Raw genomic sequence first — 14173 nt, forward strand, 5'->3', positions numbered from 1 at the left:
CCCAAATCGAACAAACACACGCAAAGGCCCCTTCTTGGGGCCTTTGTCGTTTTAAACGGCGCTATGCCTACGCGCCATATAGCACAGCTGCGCGTTTCTCGAATGCGCGCACCACCCGCTGCATCGCCTCGTTAAATACGACACCGATGATCTTTTGCAAAATCGCATTCTTGAATTCAAAATCGACAAAAAAATGTATCTTGCATCTGCTGTCGCCAATGTCCTCGAACCCCCAGTTCGACTTCATATACTTGAACGGGCCGTCCAGATATTCGGTGTCGATCTTTTTGGCGTCTGGCCACAGGACAACGCGGCTGGTGAACCGTTCACGAAACACCTTGAAACTGATGACAAGATCGGCGTCCATCACCTCGTGATCGCCCTTGTCCTCACGGCTTTTGATCCGCGCGGCGGCGGTCCAGGGTAAAAATTCGGGGTATGACGCCACATCGGCCACCAGATCATACATCTGTTGGGCGGTATACGGCAGCTCGCGGGTCTCTGAATGGGTAGGCATTGATTTCCATCTGTCATGAAGTTAGCCCTTATGAAATCTTAACTCCTCCTTTTTCAAGGTAAAACCCATGACAACGCGACCATATGTCATCGATGAGATGATCTCGGCCAAGGCAATTGCCGCGCGGATCGAAACCCTGTGCCGTGAAATTCAGACCGAATTCGAAGGCACTGAAAAGCTGACAGTTGTCGGTTTGCTGCGCGGGTCCTTCGTATTCATCGCTGATCTTGTGCGTGAACTAAACCTGCCCATCGAAGTCGATTTCCTAGAAGCGTCCAGCTATGGCGATGGTATGGAAAGCACGCGGGAAGTCCGCATTCTCAAGGACTTGCGCGGCGCAATCGAAGGCCGTGACGTATTGGTCGTCGAAGATATCGTCGATACGGGCCACACCCTACACCACGTGCGCAACCTGCTGATGTCGCGTGAACCTGCGCGGCTAAAAACCATCGCATTGCTCGACAAACCCAGCCGCCGCGAGGTGGACATGAAGGCCGACTGGATCGGCTTTGAAATTCCCGATGAATTTGTCGTGGGGTATGGCATCGATTTCGCACAGCGCGACCGCAACCAGCCGTTTATCGGCAAGGTCCGCTTTACATGAACATCGCATGGCTGATGCGCATGAGACGTTGGGTGCAAAATCCGCCCTCGGCCAGTCGCGTTAAGTTTGTCTTTGCGGTCGTACTGGCCGGCGCGTTGATCTTTGGCGCAGAATATTTTGGCTACTGGCCTGAATGGGCCACAACCGAACGCATCAAGAAACCCTTCTGATTCTTCCAAATGGCAAAAAATCCCGGGGAGTTTGAGGGGCAGTGCCCCTCATTATCGGGAGTGAGTTTGAGGGGCAGTGCCCCTCATTATCGGGAATGAGCTTGAGGAGCAGCGCCCCTCACTATGGTTTTTGAGATTGAGGGGCAGCGCCCCTTATCTTCAACCCAGCTTCGCCAACCGCGCCGCCTGCAAGCGCGCAAAGTCGTCGCCCGCGTGATAGCTGGACCGAGTTAACGGCGTCGCAGATACCATCAAGAATCCCTTGCCGTAGGCCGATTTTTCATAGGCGGCGAATTCATCAGGGTGCACAAACCGGTCCACTGCGTGGTGCTTTGGCGTCGGCTGCAAATACTGCCCAATGGTCAGAAAATCGATATCTGCCGCGCGCATGTCCTCCATAACCTGCATCACGGACTGACGGTTTTCGCCCAAGCCCACCATGATGCCAGATTTGGTGAACATGGTCGGATCAAGCTCTTTCACCCGTTGCAACAGGCGCAGCGAATGGAAGTACCGCGCACCGGGGCGGACTTCGGGGTACAGCCCGGGGACCGTTTCCAGATTGTGGTTAAACACGTCCGGCCGCGCCTCGACCACGGTTTCAAGCACCTTTGGATCACAGCGGATGAAATCCGGTGTGAGAATCTCGATTGTGGTGCCCGGCGACCGTTTGCGCACGGCGCGGATGGTTTGTGCGAAATGCTCTGCCCCGCCGTCTTCGATATCGTCGCGGTCGACGCTGGTGATGACCACATGGTTCAGCCCCAATTTAGACACCGCATCGGCGACGCGCCCGGGCTCGAAGATATCAAGAGCTTCTGGCGGGCGCCCCGTGGCGATGTTGCAGAAGGTGCAGGCGCGGGTGCAGACCTCGCCCATGATCATCATGGTGGCGTGGCCTTGCGACCAGCATTCGCCGACATTCGGGCAGCCCGCTTCTTCGCAAACCGTGACCAGTTTGTTCTCGCGCATGATCTTGGCGGTATCTGCATACCCCTTCCCACCCGGTGCCTTTACCCGAATCCAAGACGGCTTTTTCGGCTGTGGATTATCGGGGCGTCGGGCCTTTTCAGGGTGGCGCTGCTCGGGGATTTTCAGGTCTCGCATGATCAGGCTCCGTTGGGAATACGCCCCTTATGTAGTCGCTTCGCGCGGCGCATGAAAGAGGGAGTTCTCATCCGCAGGACAGCCTTGCGTGTCGCCACGATTTCAAGCCCATTGGTCAGCCGATCATAGCACTGCCCGGTCCAAGCGTTTCGACATAATGTTTGCGCAACCGCATAAGCGCAATGCGCAGCACAATTTTGCCAGATCGCGCAGACCAGCCAAGACGTTTTTCCGCGGTCTCCAATCCCTCAAGGTAACAGCAGCACCGCAGCACAATGTCCGACAGTCCCGGCCCCAGATCTGCAAGCGCTGATCCGACGCGTGCCCGGGCCGCAGAGGGCGCACTGCCTTCAAACGAGACACTGTCCCCCTGCCCGCCCGGTGCCAGAAACCGGTCCCAATTCTGGGTCACGGCCTCGCCCATTTGCGCCAGCTCAAAATCTTCACGCAGGCGTTCGCCTGCCTGTACCAGATTATCTGACAGGAACGGCGCGCCGTGAGCATCACGACGGCGGGCCAAAGCAGCCAAGGGGCTCTCCGCAAGCGTATAGCGCAACCGCCGCGCGGTCTTTTGGAGGGCGCCCGCAGGGGGTGGCGTCGCGGCGAAAGAAGTCTGATCCTCGCAAAACTCGGTCCCGAGTGCCTCTGGCGTCGCCTTCGCCAGCATATCCTCTAGCGCGTTCCGTCCCGCAGCGGTGATATGATAGCGCAAGATGCGCCCTTCGCCATCGGTGGCGATCCAGCCGTTCAACGCCATCGCTTGTGCTACGCAGCGATCCACGACTGCCGTGCGCGTCTGCGCGCCCTCAGGCCCGTTGCGCACCACGACGCCTTTGTCCATTTCGGCAGCGACAGCAAGCAGGGCACCCGTTTCACGCAAACGGCGCAAGATCCGCTGTGCTTCGCTGGTCAGGGTTTCGTCATCGGGCATCATCGGTTGTGCACTGTTGTTCATCGCAACGGGCTCCTGCATGGGGTGGGTTTTACAGCGGCTGACCTGCCCCAGAACATCCAGAGCATCATCCACCAGCGGATCGTCGCGCCGCGTTTCCAGCCGACGGATCTGGCGCAAAATTGTCGAGGCATGGCATTCCGCAGATCGCGCTAACGCCCGAATAGGGTGCCCCATCTCTATATGAGACAGGTAATGCCGCGCGGCGTCGGGCACCCATCCCGGCAATTCGGTCCCGTCTGGTCGTGTATTCAGTATTTGCGTCATGCACTGTCCTTTCCAAAAGCAGCGTGGATATCCACAGATTTATCCACAGTAGCAAAAGGTTAATTGGTTATGGATTTGTTAATATATGTGGTCCAACCCCATAATTGTTTCCAAATGGTAAACACTCGTAACCACGTCGCACGGCGAGTGGTCCCGCTGCGCAACACGCGTGGTTTGGGTGGAATCCTTAGTGCGTTAGGCCGCGTCTATTCGGGGCTTCAGGTCATTCAAGGATATGAATTCATGCAAGATATTATGACGCGGCTTGGCAACATCCACCGCCCTGCCATTCTTGTTCGTGCTGCTAATATTGGCAAAGACGGGTATCGGCGCGGGCCACTCTTGCGTCGTATTTTGGGGCGCACCGCCCTACCTCGCAGCGCCGTCGCGCTGTTGCAACTGATCGAGATCGAAGCAGACCTGAACACCAGACGTAAAAAGACGGACGCAGGTTATAACCTGGTCCGTCATATCGAAGTCATGATCGCGATTGTCGCTGAAGCAGAGCTTTTGCGCGCCACCCCGCGCAGCGCGCCTGATTGACCGCCTACATAAAGCTGTCGGGTTCGGCTGCCTTGCGGTTAGCGACAAAGGCATCCAGCGCCGCGCGGGTATCAGGGTCCATTTCGGGCTGCACATAGTCGCCCAACAGCTTTTCAACCCGCGCCGCCGCCAGTGCTTGCGTATCGCGCGCGCCTTCGTCCGACCATGTCTCGAACGGCTTGTAGTCCAGCAGGTCGGATTTCCAGAACGCTTCCTTAAAGTTGGCTTGGGTATGGGCGCAGCCCAGATAATGCCCACCGGGACCAACTTCGCGGATCGCGTCCATTGCTTGCGCATTTTCATCAATCTGCACGCCGCGCGCCAGATGGTGCAAAGCGCCCAATTGATCCGCATCCATTACAAACTTCTCGAACGACGCAACCAGTCCGCCTTCCAGCCAGCCGCAGGCGTGCAGCATAAAGTTCACTCCCGATAGCAGCCCCATGTTCAGGCTGTTGGCTGTTTCGTACGCGGCTTGCGCATCGGGCAGCTTTGATCCGCAGAACGACCCCGAAGACCGGAACGGCAGGTTCATCCGCCGCGCCAGTTGCCCCGCACCATAGGTGATATGCGCGGCCTCCGGTGTGCCAAAGGTTGGCGCGCCCGAATTCATGTCGATCGAGGTTACAAACGCCCCAAAGATCACCGGTGCGCCTTTGCGGATCAGTTGGCTATAGGCGATGCCGGCCATGACCTCTGCCAGAACCTGGGTCAACGTCCCCGCGACGGAAACCGGCGCCATCGCACCGCCAACAATAAAGGGCGAAATGATCGAGGCCTGATTGTTTTCGGCGAAAACCTTCAGCGCCCCCATCATCACGTCATCAAAGGTCAGGGGCGAATTGATGTTGACCAGCGATGTCATGACCGTGTTCTGGTCGACAAAATCGGCCCCGAACAGGATCTTGCACATATCCACCGAATCCTGTGCGCGGCTGGGTTCAGTCACCGACCCCATGAACGGCTTATCACTCAGCGTCATATGCGCGTGCAACATATCCAGATGGCGCTTGTTCACGGGCACATCCGTCGGTTCGCAAACTGTGCCGCCAGAATGGTGCAGCCATTTGGACATATAGCCCAGCTTCACGAATTTATTGAAATCATCCATCGTTGCATAGCGACGGCCACCGGCCGTATCGCGCACAAACGGCGGGCCATAGACCGGTGCCAGCACCAGATTGCGCCCGCCGATCTCGACGTTACGGGCGGGATTGCGGGCATGTTGGGTAAATTGCGACGGGGCGGTCTTGCACAGTTCGCGCGCCAGCCCACGTGGAATACGCACACGGTCGCCGGTCACCTCGGCCCCGGCCGCGCGCCACAGCGCCAAGGCCTCTGGGTTGTCAGGAAAGTTTACGCCGATTTCTTCCAATACTGTATCGGCATTATATTCGATGACCTCCAGCGCTTCTTCGGTTAGCACCTCATAGTTGGGGATGTTGCGTTCGATGTACTTTGCTGTCTCGAACGACACAGCCGACCGCGCTGCCCGCCGTGCTGCACCGCCACCACCGCGCCCGCGTCTTGCTGATTCCGCCATGAGGTATTCCTTTTCGCCAAAACTGAGGTCTAGCTACCCCATTCGCGCAGCGGCCTTTACGCGGATTACGGCCTTAAAGGTCAAAAACCGACATCGTGATCCGCCGCCCGTTCATTTTGCTAAATAAACTCCGGGGGTCTGGGGGCTGGCCCCCACTCCACTCTTGCCACGAAGGCCATCCGCCCATAATCAGACTGCATGACAGATATCTCCCATGACCGCCTTCTCATCATCGACTTCGGCAGCCAGGTCACCCAGCTGATCGCCCGCCGTTTGCGTGAACTTAATGTGTTCTGCGAAATCCACCCGTTCAACACGGTGGATGATGCCTTTCTCAAGGATTTTGCGCCCAAGGCGGTGATCCTGTCGGGGGGGCCGTCCTCGGTCTTCGCCGAAGGTGCGCCGATGCCACCGCAATCGGTGTTCGAGCTTGGCGTGCCGATCCTTGGCATCTGCTATGGCCAACAGGTCATGATGCATTGCCTGGGCGGCAAGGTTGAACGCGGTCACGGTACTGCTGAATTCGGCCGCGCCTTTGTGACACCATCCGAGGCTCGTCTTGAGCTACTCGAAGGCTGGTTCCTCACCGAAAAAGAACAAGTCTGGATGAGCCACGGCGACCACGTCAGTGCCATCGCCCCCGGATTCGAAGTCTATGGCACCTCACCGCATGCGCCCTTCGCGGTGACCGGTGATGTATCGCGCAATTTCTACGCTGTGCAGTTCCACCCCGAAGTCCACCACACCCCCAACGGCGCACGCCTGTACGAAAACTTTGTCCGTCTCGCGGGCTTCAAGGGCGACTGGACAATGAGCGCCTATCGCGATGAAGCCATCGCGGCGATCCGCGAGCAGGTTGGCGATCAAAAGGTCATCTGTGGTTTGTCCGGCGGAGTCGATTCCTCTGTCGCTGCCGTGCTGATCCACGAAGCCATCGGCGACCAGCTGACATGCGTGTTTGTGGACCACGGCCTGCTGCGCAAGGGCGAAGCCGAAGAAGTCGTAACCATGTTCCGCGACAACTATAATATGCCGCTGATCCACGCGGAAGAGCAGGAGCTTTTCCTTGGCCAGCTTGACGGCGTCTCGGACCCGGAAACCAAGCGCAAGATCATCGGCAAGCTGTTCATCGACGTGTTCCAGAAGCATGCCAAAGACGTCGGCGATGCGACCTTCCTGGCGCAGGGTACACTTTACCCCGATGTTATTGAATCGGTGTCTTTCTCGGGCGGTCCTTCCGTCACGATCAAGTCGCACCACAATGTCGGCGGTTTGCCCGAAAAGATGGGGCTGAAGCTGGTCGAACCTTTGCGCGAACTCTTTAAGGACGAGGTGCGCGAGCTCGGCCGCGAGCTGGGGCTGCCGCCGTCGTTTATCGGGCGTCACCCCTTCCCTGGACCCGGCCTCGCGATCCGCTGCCCGGGCGAAATCACCCGCGAAAAGCTGGACATCCTGCGCGAAGCCGATGCGGTCTATATCGACCAAATCCGCAAACACGGGCTTTATGATGATATCTGGCAGGCCTTCGTGGCAATTCTGCCCGTGCGCACCGTCGGTGTCATGGGCGATGGCCGGACTTATGATTTTGCCTGTGCACTGCGCGCGGTGACATCCGTCGACGGGATGACTGCGGATTACTATCCGTTCACCCATGAATTCCTGGGCGAGACAGCGACGCGGATCATCAACGAGATCCCCGGTATCAACCGTGTGACCTACGATATCACGTCGAAACCTCCCGGGACCATTGAATGGGAATGATCTGAATGGCTGTGATCGGCCGCATGACGAAGATGCCTCCGGCGGGGATTTTTTTCCATTTGGAAAATAGACCGTGACGCCCACGCTAAGGGCAGCTTTGTGGATGATGGGGTCGATCACGTCGTTTTCTGCGATGGCCGTCGCCGGGCGCGAGCTTGGCGGCCACCTCGATACCTTCGAGATCATGATGTATCGGTCACTGGTCGGGGTGATCACTGTCGTCACGCTGGCCAGTTTGTATGGCACATGGGGGCAGATCAACCGGCGGAACTTCGGGATACAGATCGGGCGCAATCTGGCGCATTTTACCGGACAAAACCTGTGGTTTTATGCAGTCACGGTGATCCCGCTGGCGCAGGTGTTCGCGCTTGAATTCACGTCTCCGCTTTGGGTGATCGTGCTGTCACCCTTTATCCTTGGCGAACGGCTGACCAAAGTGCGCGCCTTGGCAGCGGTGCTTGGATTTGTGGGCATCCTATGTGTCGCGCGCCCCACGATCGCTGGTCTGAACGCGGGGGTAATTACCGCCGCCTCATCGGCGATCTTCTTTGCGCTGACGATCATGCTGACCAAACGTCTGACGCGCAGCCAGACGATCACCTGCATCCTGTTCTATCTAACGGTAACGCAGCTGGTCTTTGGGGTAGTCATGGCTGGTTATGATGGGGAAATTGCGGTGCCGGATACCGCGCAGATGCCATTGCTGTTGTTGATCGGGATTGCGGGGCTTTTGGCGCATTTCTGTTTGACCAACGCGCTTTCCATTGCGCCCGCGACGGTGGTCGTACCAATTGATTTCATCCGCCTGCCTTTGATTGCCGTAATCGGGATGCTGGTTTACGCCGAGGCCTTGGATATCTGGGTCTTCATCGGTGGCGCGATAATCTTTGCAGGCAATTATTTGAACCTTTGGGTCGAAGCACGACGCGTTGCGTAACGAAACTGCAACAGTTTTGCGACAGCCCCGCTGGCTTCCCCTTGGTCAAGAATTGACAGATTGACGCACCCTGCCGTTCAGTTGCTCTATAACTTGTAGCCGCGACCCCGTGGCTGCATCGCTTCTGGGGAGGAGTATTCTAAGATGACGTATCGAGTAATCGCAATGGCAGCCCTGTTGGGCAGCGCGTCCACGGTGCATGCGGGTGGATTGGATCGTTCCGGTCAAGACATCGGCATTCTGTTCGAAGATGGCAACCGTTTCGAATTCAGCTTTGGCCGCGTGTCGCCTTCTATTGACGGCACCGACGTGCGTGGCGGTGGCGACACAGGCAATATTGCCCAGGATTTCAATGTCATTGGCGGCGGTCTCAAGTATCAGTATTCCGACCAGCTGTCCTTTGCTGTTGTCGTTGATGAACCATTCGGGTCCGACGTTTTGTACCCCGCAGCACCAAGTTCCCCTTCATACGGTGGAACACAAGCTACAGTCGATAGCTTCGCTATTACCGCTCTGGCGCGGTATAAGTTCAACGATTCCTTCAGTATGCATGGCGGCCTGCGCTATCAGGAAATCGATGCGACCGTTGCGCTTCAAGGGGCGGGATACGGGCGACTAAGTGGGTATCGTGCGGACTTTGATACTGACGGTGCAGTTGGATATGTAATCGGTGCGGCATTTGAAAAGCCGGACATCGCAATGCGCGTCGCGCTTACCTACAACTCGAAAATCACTCATGATTTGATGACAAGGGAAACGATTGGCGGGAACCCTATCAATCCTGCCGGCACGTCAAACACCGAAGTTGAAACACCTGAAAGCCTCAACCTCGAATTCCAAACCGGGGTGGCAGCAGATACCTTGGTATTTGGCTCAATCCGCTACGCTCGTTACTCTGATACAATTGTATCTCCCGATGTTTTCAACGCTCAGACAAATGGGCTTAGTTTGACGAATATCGAAGATTCCACCGACTATGAAATTGGCGTCGGTCGTCGCTTCAATGACCAATGGTCTGGTTCGATCGCACTTGGATACCAGCGTGCGAACGGTGATGATCAAGTCTCTCCGCTCGCGCCGACGGATGGTGCGCGTTATGTGTCCTTGGGTGCAAAATATCAGGCGACAAGCCAGTTCGACGTGAGCTTGGGGGTACGCTACACCGAACTCGGCGACGCGCGGGCAACCACACAGAATACGCCACAAGCAAACTTCGAAGACAACTCTGCAGTATCTGTAGGGGTTAAGTTCGGTTACAACTTCTAAGCCCTACAACACCGAACCCGATATCAGCCCGCCGCCGCAATGTGGCGGGCTTTTTCGTGGGAATGCGGTCACTGGCGTCTTGTGTCTGGCTGCGGTACTCATTGCGAAACAAGACATTCCAAGGATGACGACCGATGCTTTACCCCTCTGCCGATGCGTGGCGTGCTGCGCCGCATAAACATGTGCTGGTCTTTGGCATGTCGGGTCTGGGCAAGACGCATATGGCCCATTTGTTGCGGCAGTCGGGCGATTGGTTCCACTATTCCATCGATTACCGGATTGGCACCCGCTACTTGGGCGAAACCATCGCAGATAACGCCAAGGCCGAGGCGATGAAGGTGCCTTTCCTGCGCGATCTGTTGCTGAGCGATAGTATCTATATCGGGTCCAATATTACCTTTGATAACCTGTCGCCTGTCGCCACCTGGCTGGGAAAACCCGGTGATCCGGCCAAGGGCGGGTTGCCCATGACGGAATATGCGTCGCGGCAAGAGGCGTTCAAACAGGCAGAGATCGCGGCGCTGCGTGACACTGGTTACTTCGCCCGCCGCGGCGAGATGCTATATGGATACCCGCATTTCATCTGTGACACCGGCGGGTCGATCTGCGAATGGGTGGACCCCGACGACGACAATGATCCGCTGATGCAAACGCTTTCGGCGGAATGTCTGCCGGTCTGGATCAAGGGCGACGATGCCCACACCCAAGAGCTGATCCGCCGTTTTGATAAAGCGCCCAAACCGATGGCCTACCAGCCCGAATTCCTGCTGCGTGTCTGGCAGGAATATCTAAATGAAAACAACTGTCAAGAGGACGATGTTGATCCGGATGCCTTTATTCGCTGGACCTACGCCCAAGCCTTGGCTCACCGACAGCCCCGCTACGAGGCGATGTCGCGTTGGGGCGTAACGGTGACTGCGGATCAGGTGGCCCAGCTCAGGTCCGAGGATGACTTCGTCGATCTGATCGCGGGGACGTTAGGCGCGTGACCCTTGGCGCCCTTTGTGCGGGCGCTTATCTAAATGCAGCGCAGAGAATTCAAGCAATGACCCAAGACGTGGAATACTGACATGCCGATTAAACTGCCTTCAGACCTGCCTGCCTATGACGTGCTAACGCGCGAGGGTGTCATGGTGCTGGACGAGGAAATGGCGGCGCGTCAGGATATCCGTCCGCTGCGTATTGCCTTGCTCAATCTCATGCCCAAGAAAATCCAGACCGAGAACCAGTTCGCACGGCTGATCGGGGCGACACCGCTGCAAATCGAATTCAGCTTGATCCGCATGTCGGATCATCAGTCACGCAATACCGCCGCCGACCACCTTGAAAGCTTCTACCGGCCCTTCGAAGAGGTCACCGATGAAAAATTCGACGGTCTGGTCATCACCGGCGCGCCGATCGAACATCTTGATTTCAACGATGTCACCTATTGGGAAGAGCTCACCCGCGTCTTTGATTGGACGCAGACCAATGTCCATTCGACCTTTGGCGTCTGCTGGGGCGGCATGGCGATGATCAATTATTTCCACGGCATCAAGAAACACCTGCTGGAAGATAAAGCGTTCGGGTGCTTCCGGCACAGCAACCTTGAGCCGTCGTCACCCTACCTGCGGGGATTTTCGGACGATCTGGTGGTGCCCGTCAGCCGCTGGACTGAAATGCGCGCAGCAGAGGTCGACGCGGTGCCAAGCCTGACAACCTTACTGGGCAGCAAGGAGGTCGGCCCCTGTCTCGTTGAAGATGCCGGCCACCGCGCGCTGTATATCTTTAATCATCTCGAATATGACCGCGACACCTTGAAGGACGAATATGACCGGGACGTCGCCCAAGGCACGCCGATCAACGTTCCGTGTAATTACTATCCCGACGACGATCCCACACAGGTGCCGCTGAATCGTTGGCGCAGCCACGCGCATCTGCTCTACGGCAATTGGATAAACGAGATCTACCAGACGACCCACTATGACCTGAACGACATCGGTCGTGGTTCATTTGGGACGTAGCATGCTGTTTAGTCTGACGATTATTGCGGTTGTGCTGGGGCTGGTCATCTTGGTGCAATGGCGGGCCACCACGCGCGAGGCCGCAGCCGACGCTGCCTATCCCCCGATTGGCGAGTTGATCGATATAGATGGCGTCAGGGTCCATGCCAAGGTGCAAGGCAGTGGGCCGGATCTGGTATTGATCCACGGGGCCTCTGGGAACATGCGGGATTTCACCTTTGATATGGTGGACCAGCTTGCCGACCGCTACCGCGTTATCCTGTTCGACCGTCCGGGGCTCGGTTGGACCGACAACCTGCCCCAACATGCGGGCGCATGGAATGCCACCGCAGCGACGCCGCACGAACAGGCCACACTGTTGCAAAAGGCAGCGGACCGCCTTGGGGTGAGCAATCCGATCGTCTTGGGCCACAGTTATGGCGGGGCGGTTGCGCTGGCATGGGGGCTCTTGCGTCCCGATGAAACGGCGGCGCTGGTGCTCGCCTCGGGCGTGTCAGAGCCGTGGGAGGGTGATCTTGGCTGGCAGTACAAGCTGACAGGGTCTGCCTTTGGGGCAGGCATCGTGATCCCGTTGGTCACCGCCTTTCTGCCCCAAGGGTTCATCCGCGCCAGCGTCAACGCTATCTTTGCACCACAAGATACGCCCGACGGTTACAACGATCATATCGGCACAGGTCTGGCCCTTCGCCGAACCTCCATGCGTGCCAACGCACAGCAGGTAAACACCTTGCTGCCCGAGATCAAAAAGATGGTCGCACAATATGCCACGCTGACCATGCCGATAGAACTGGTCCACGGGACAGCAGACACCATCGTCCCGCTAGAGGTACACGCCGCCATTGCGACCCCGCAACTGCCCGATGCAATACTGACCACCCTGCCCGGGATCGGCCATATGCCGCAACATGTCTCTCAACCCGAGGTTGTCGCGGCCATCGACCGCGCGGCGACACGTGCGGGTTTGCGCTAGGGCGCAGAACGCTCCATAAGTTAGGGTGAACAGGATTTTTGAGGAGGCCCCCATGGACCTGCCCTTTGACGGTGCGATCAGCGCCTATTTCGAAAACGACGCCCCCGCGCCGATCAACAAAGCGATCAAGCGTGCCGATAAGGATGACATCCTCAGCAACAGCTACCCCCATTGCGAACGTCTGGGACGCAAGCAGTATGACCGCGAAATGGACCGCGTTCAGATCGAACTGGTCAAACTGCAAGCATGGGCCCGCGACACCGGCACGCGCATCGCAATGATATTCGAGGGGCGCGACGCGGCAGGCAAAGGCGGCACCATTGCGCGGTTCCGTCATAATCTGAACCAACGCGCAGCTCATGTAGTTGCCTTGCCGAAACCCACCGAAACCGAAGCCGGACAGTGGTATTTTCAGCGCTATATCAAGCACTTGCCGACGGCTGGCGACATGGTGTTTTTCGACCGTAGTTGGTACAATCGCGGCGTTGTCGAACCGGTGTTCGGGTTTTGCACCGACGCCGAACGAGAGGCGTTTTTCGAACAGGTCGTGCCGCTTGAAAAGATGCTGGTGGACGACGGGCTTCATCTGTTCAAATTCTGGCTGAACGTTGGCCGCGGGGAACAGCTGCGCCGGATGCTTGCGCGCGAACACGACCCGTTGAAACAGTGGAAGCTCAGTCTGATCGATGTCAAAGGCTTGGCAAAATGGGATGAATACAGTGCCGCGATCAAAGAGACCTTGCAGCGCACCCATACAGCCCGCACACCTTGGACCGTGATCCGCTCTGACGATAAACGTCGCGCGCGGCTGGCCGCCATTCGTACCGTGCTGCATGCCTTTGACTACGCCGATAAAGACCCAAAGGCGATTGGGACCATTGACGACCAAATTTGCGGTGCCCCCGATATCTGGGATGCCTAAACGCGGCTATCACCACGGCAACCTCCGACAGGCGCTCATCGACGGCGCGCTAAAGCTGATCGAGGATCGCGGCCCCACAGGGTTCACGCTGTCGGAGGCCGCAAAGCAGGCGGGCGTGACCCCTGCCGCCGTCTATCGTCACTTCGAAGGCCGCGAAGACCTGATCGCCGAAGGCGCGCTGCAAGGGTATGATATCTTTGCCGAACTGATGGAGGCGGCTTATCAATCCGGCCAACCCTCGGCGTTAAAGGCGTTCGAAGCGACAGGCCGTGCCTACCTCGCATTTGCCCGCGATTACCCCGGCCATTACATCGCAATGTTCGAAAGCGGTATCTCGGTCAACCGCACGACCGATCTGGCCGCTGCAGCGGCGCGTGCCAGTGGGGTGCTTGAGCAGGCCGCGAGCGATCTGAGCCAGCATATCCCTTTCGAAAAACGACCGCCGGCATCCATGTTCTCGGCCCATATTTGGGCACTGAGCCACGGCGTGGTAGAACTTTTTGCGCGCAACTCTCCGGGTCGTGCGTCACCGTTTCCAGCAGATGAACTGCTGGAAAGCGGCATCGGCATTTACCTTCGGGGCCTCGGCCTGATCGGCCCCGACGACTGAA

The 14173-nt window shown here is 57.6% G+C and carries 15 protein-coding genes; 11 read left to right on the forward strand and 4 right to left on the reverse strand.

What is annotated here, in order from left to right:
* Positions 1-67: 67 nt before the first annotated feature.
* Positions 68-517 carry a type II toxin-antitoxin system RatA family toxin gene (locus tag GLP52_RS04450; protein ID WP_237271659.1) on the reverse strand — a complete coding sequence of 150 codons (450 nt, stop codon included), beginning with the start codon at positions 515-517 and terminating at the stop codon, positions 68-70.
* A gap of 67 nt (positions 518-584) precedes the next feature.
* Here GLP52_RS04450 and hpt point away from each other — a divergent pair, with 67 nt between their 5' ends.
* Positions 585-1121: a hypoxanthine phosphoribosyltransferase gene (gene hpt / locus GLP52_RS04455; RefSeq protein WP_237271660.1), complete on the forward strand. Its 537-nt coding sequence runs from the start codon at positions 585-587 to the stop codon at positions 1119-1121.
* Positions 1118-1291, forward strand: coding sequence for a hypothetical protein (locus GLP52_RS04460; RefSeq protein WP_167354508.1), 174 nt, complete (start codon positions 1118-1120; stop codon positions 1289-1291). Before hpt ends, GLP52_RS04460 begins: the two co-directional genes overlap by 4 nt.
* Positions 1292-1450: 159 nt before the next feature.
* Here the strand turns inward: GLP52_RS04460 and lipA are convergent, their stop codons facing one another.
* Both lipA and GLP52_RS04470 read right to left on the reverse strand, forming a co-directional pair.
* On the reverse strand, positions 1451-2398 hold the full coding sequence (gene lipA, locus GLP52_RS04465) for a lipoyl synthase (RefSeq protein ID WP_093732216.1): 948 nt from the start codon (positions 2396-2398) through the stop codon (positions 1451-1453).
* Between the two features lie 115 nt (positions 2399-2513).
* Positions 2514-3617 carry a DUF6456 domain-containing protein gene (locus GLP52_RS04470; protein ID WP_237273424.1) on the reverse strand — a complete coding sequence of 368 codons (1104 nt, stop codon included), beginning with the start codon at positions 3615-3617 and terminating at the stop codon, positions 2514-2516.
* 243 nt (positions 3618-3860) lie between these two features.
* Here GLP52_RS04470 and GLP52_RS04475 point away from each other — a divergent pair, with 243 nt between their 5' ends.
* Entirely contained in the window at positions 3861-4160 is a 300-nt protein-coding gene (locus GLP52_RS04475) for a DUF6477 family protein (RefSeq protein ID WP_093732214.1), read from the forward strand.
* A gap of 4 nt (positions 4161-4164) precedes the next feature.
* On the opposite strand, the gene GLP52_RS04480 is transcribed toward GLP52_RS04475, so the two are convergent.
* A complete protein-coding gene (locus GLP52_RS04480) occupies positions 4165-5703 on the reverse strand; it encodes a trimethylamine methyltransferase family protein (RefSeq protein ID WP_093732213.1) in 1539 nt (512 codons plus the stop codon).
* Positions 5704-5901: 198 nt separating this feature from the next.
* Here GLP52_RS04480 and guaA point away from each other — a divergent pair, with 198 nt between their 5' ends.
* The 8 genes from guaA to GLP52_RS04520 all read left to right on the forward strand — a co-directional run bounded on the left by guaA (position 5902) and on the right by GLP52_RS04520 (position 14172).
* Positions 5902-7464, forward strand: a complete 1563-nt coding sequence (gene guaA / locus GLP52_RS04485) for a glutamine-hydrolyzing GMP synthase (protein ID WP_093732212.1) — start codon at positions 5902-5904, stop codon at positions 7462-7464.
* A gap of 103 nt (positions 7465-7567) precedes the next feature.
* Positions 7568-8401 carry a DMT family transporter gene (locus GLP52_RS04490; RefSeq protein WP_237272646.1) on the forward strand — a complete coding sequence of 278 codons (834 nt, stop codon included), beginning with the start codon at positions 7568-7570 and terminating at the stop codon, positions 8399-8401.
* A 144-nt stretch (positions 8402-8545) separates the two neighbouring features.
* Positions 8546-9667, forward strand: a complete 1122-nt coding sequence (locus GLP52_RS04495) for an OmpP1/FadL family transporter (RefSeq protein ID WP_237271665.1) — start codon at positions 8546-8548, stop codon at positions 9665-9667.
* Between the two features lie 134 nt (positions 9668-9801).
* Positions 9802-10656, forward strand: a complete 855-nt coding sequence (locus GLP52_RS04500; RefSeq protein ID WP_237271666.1) for an ATPase — start codon at positions 9802-9804, stop codon at positions 10654-10656.
* 81 nt (positions 10657-10737) lie between these two features.
* Entirely contained in the window at positions 10738-11670 is a 933-nt protein-coding gene (gene metA / locus GLP52_RS04505) for a homoserine O-acetyltransferase MetA (protein ID WP_237271667.1), read from the forward strand.
* A gap of 1 nt (position 11671) precedes the next feature.
* Positions 11672-12640: an alpha/beta fold hydrolase gene (locus tag GLP52_RS04510; RefSeq protein ID WP_237271668.1), complete on the forward strand. Its 969-nt coding sequence runs from the start codon at positions 11672-11674 to the stop codon at positions 12638-12640.
* A gap of 52 nt (positions 12641-12692) precedes the next feature.
* A complete protein-coding gene (ppk2, locus tag GLP52_RS04515; protein ID WP_237271669.1) occupies positions 12693-13562 on the forward strand; it encodes a polyphosphate kinase 2 in 870 nt (289 codons plus the stop codon).
* Entirely contained in the window at positions 13555-14172 is a 618-nt protein-coding gene (locus GLP52_RS04520; protein ID WP_237272647.1) for a TetR/AcrR family transcriptional regulator, read from the forward strand. Before ppk2 ends, GLP52_RS04520 begins: the two co-directional genes overlap by 8 nt.
* The last annotated feature ends 1 nt before the right edge of the window (position 14173 follow it).

The sequence above is a fragment of the Sulfitobacter sp. M22 genome, from assembly GCF_021736025.1.
GTDB lineage: Bacteria > Pseudomonadota > Alphaproteobacteria > Rhodobacterales > Rhodobacteraceae > Sulfitobacter > Sulfitobacter litoralis.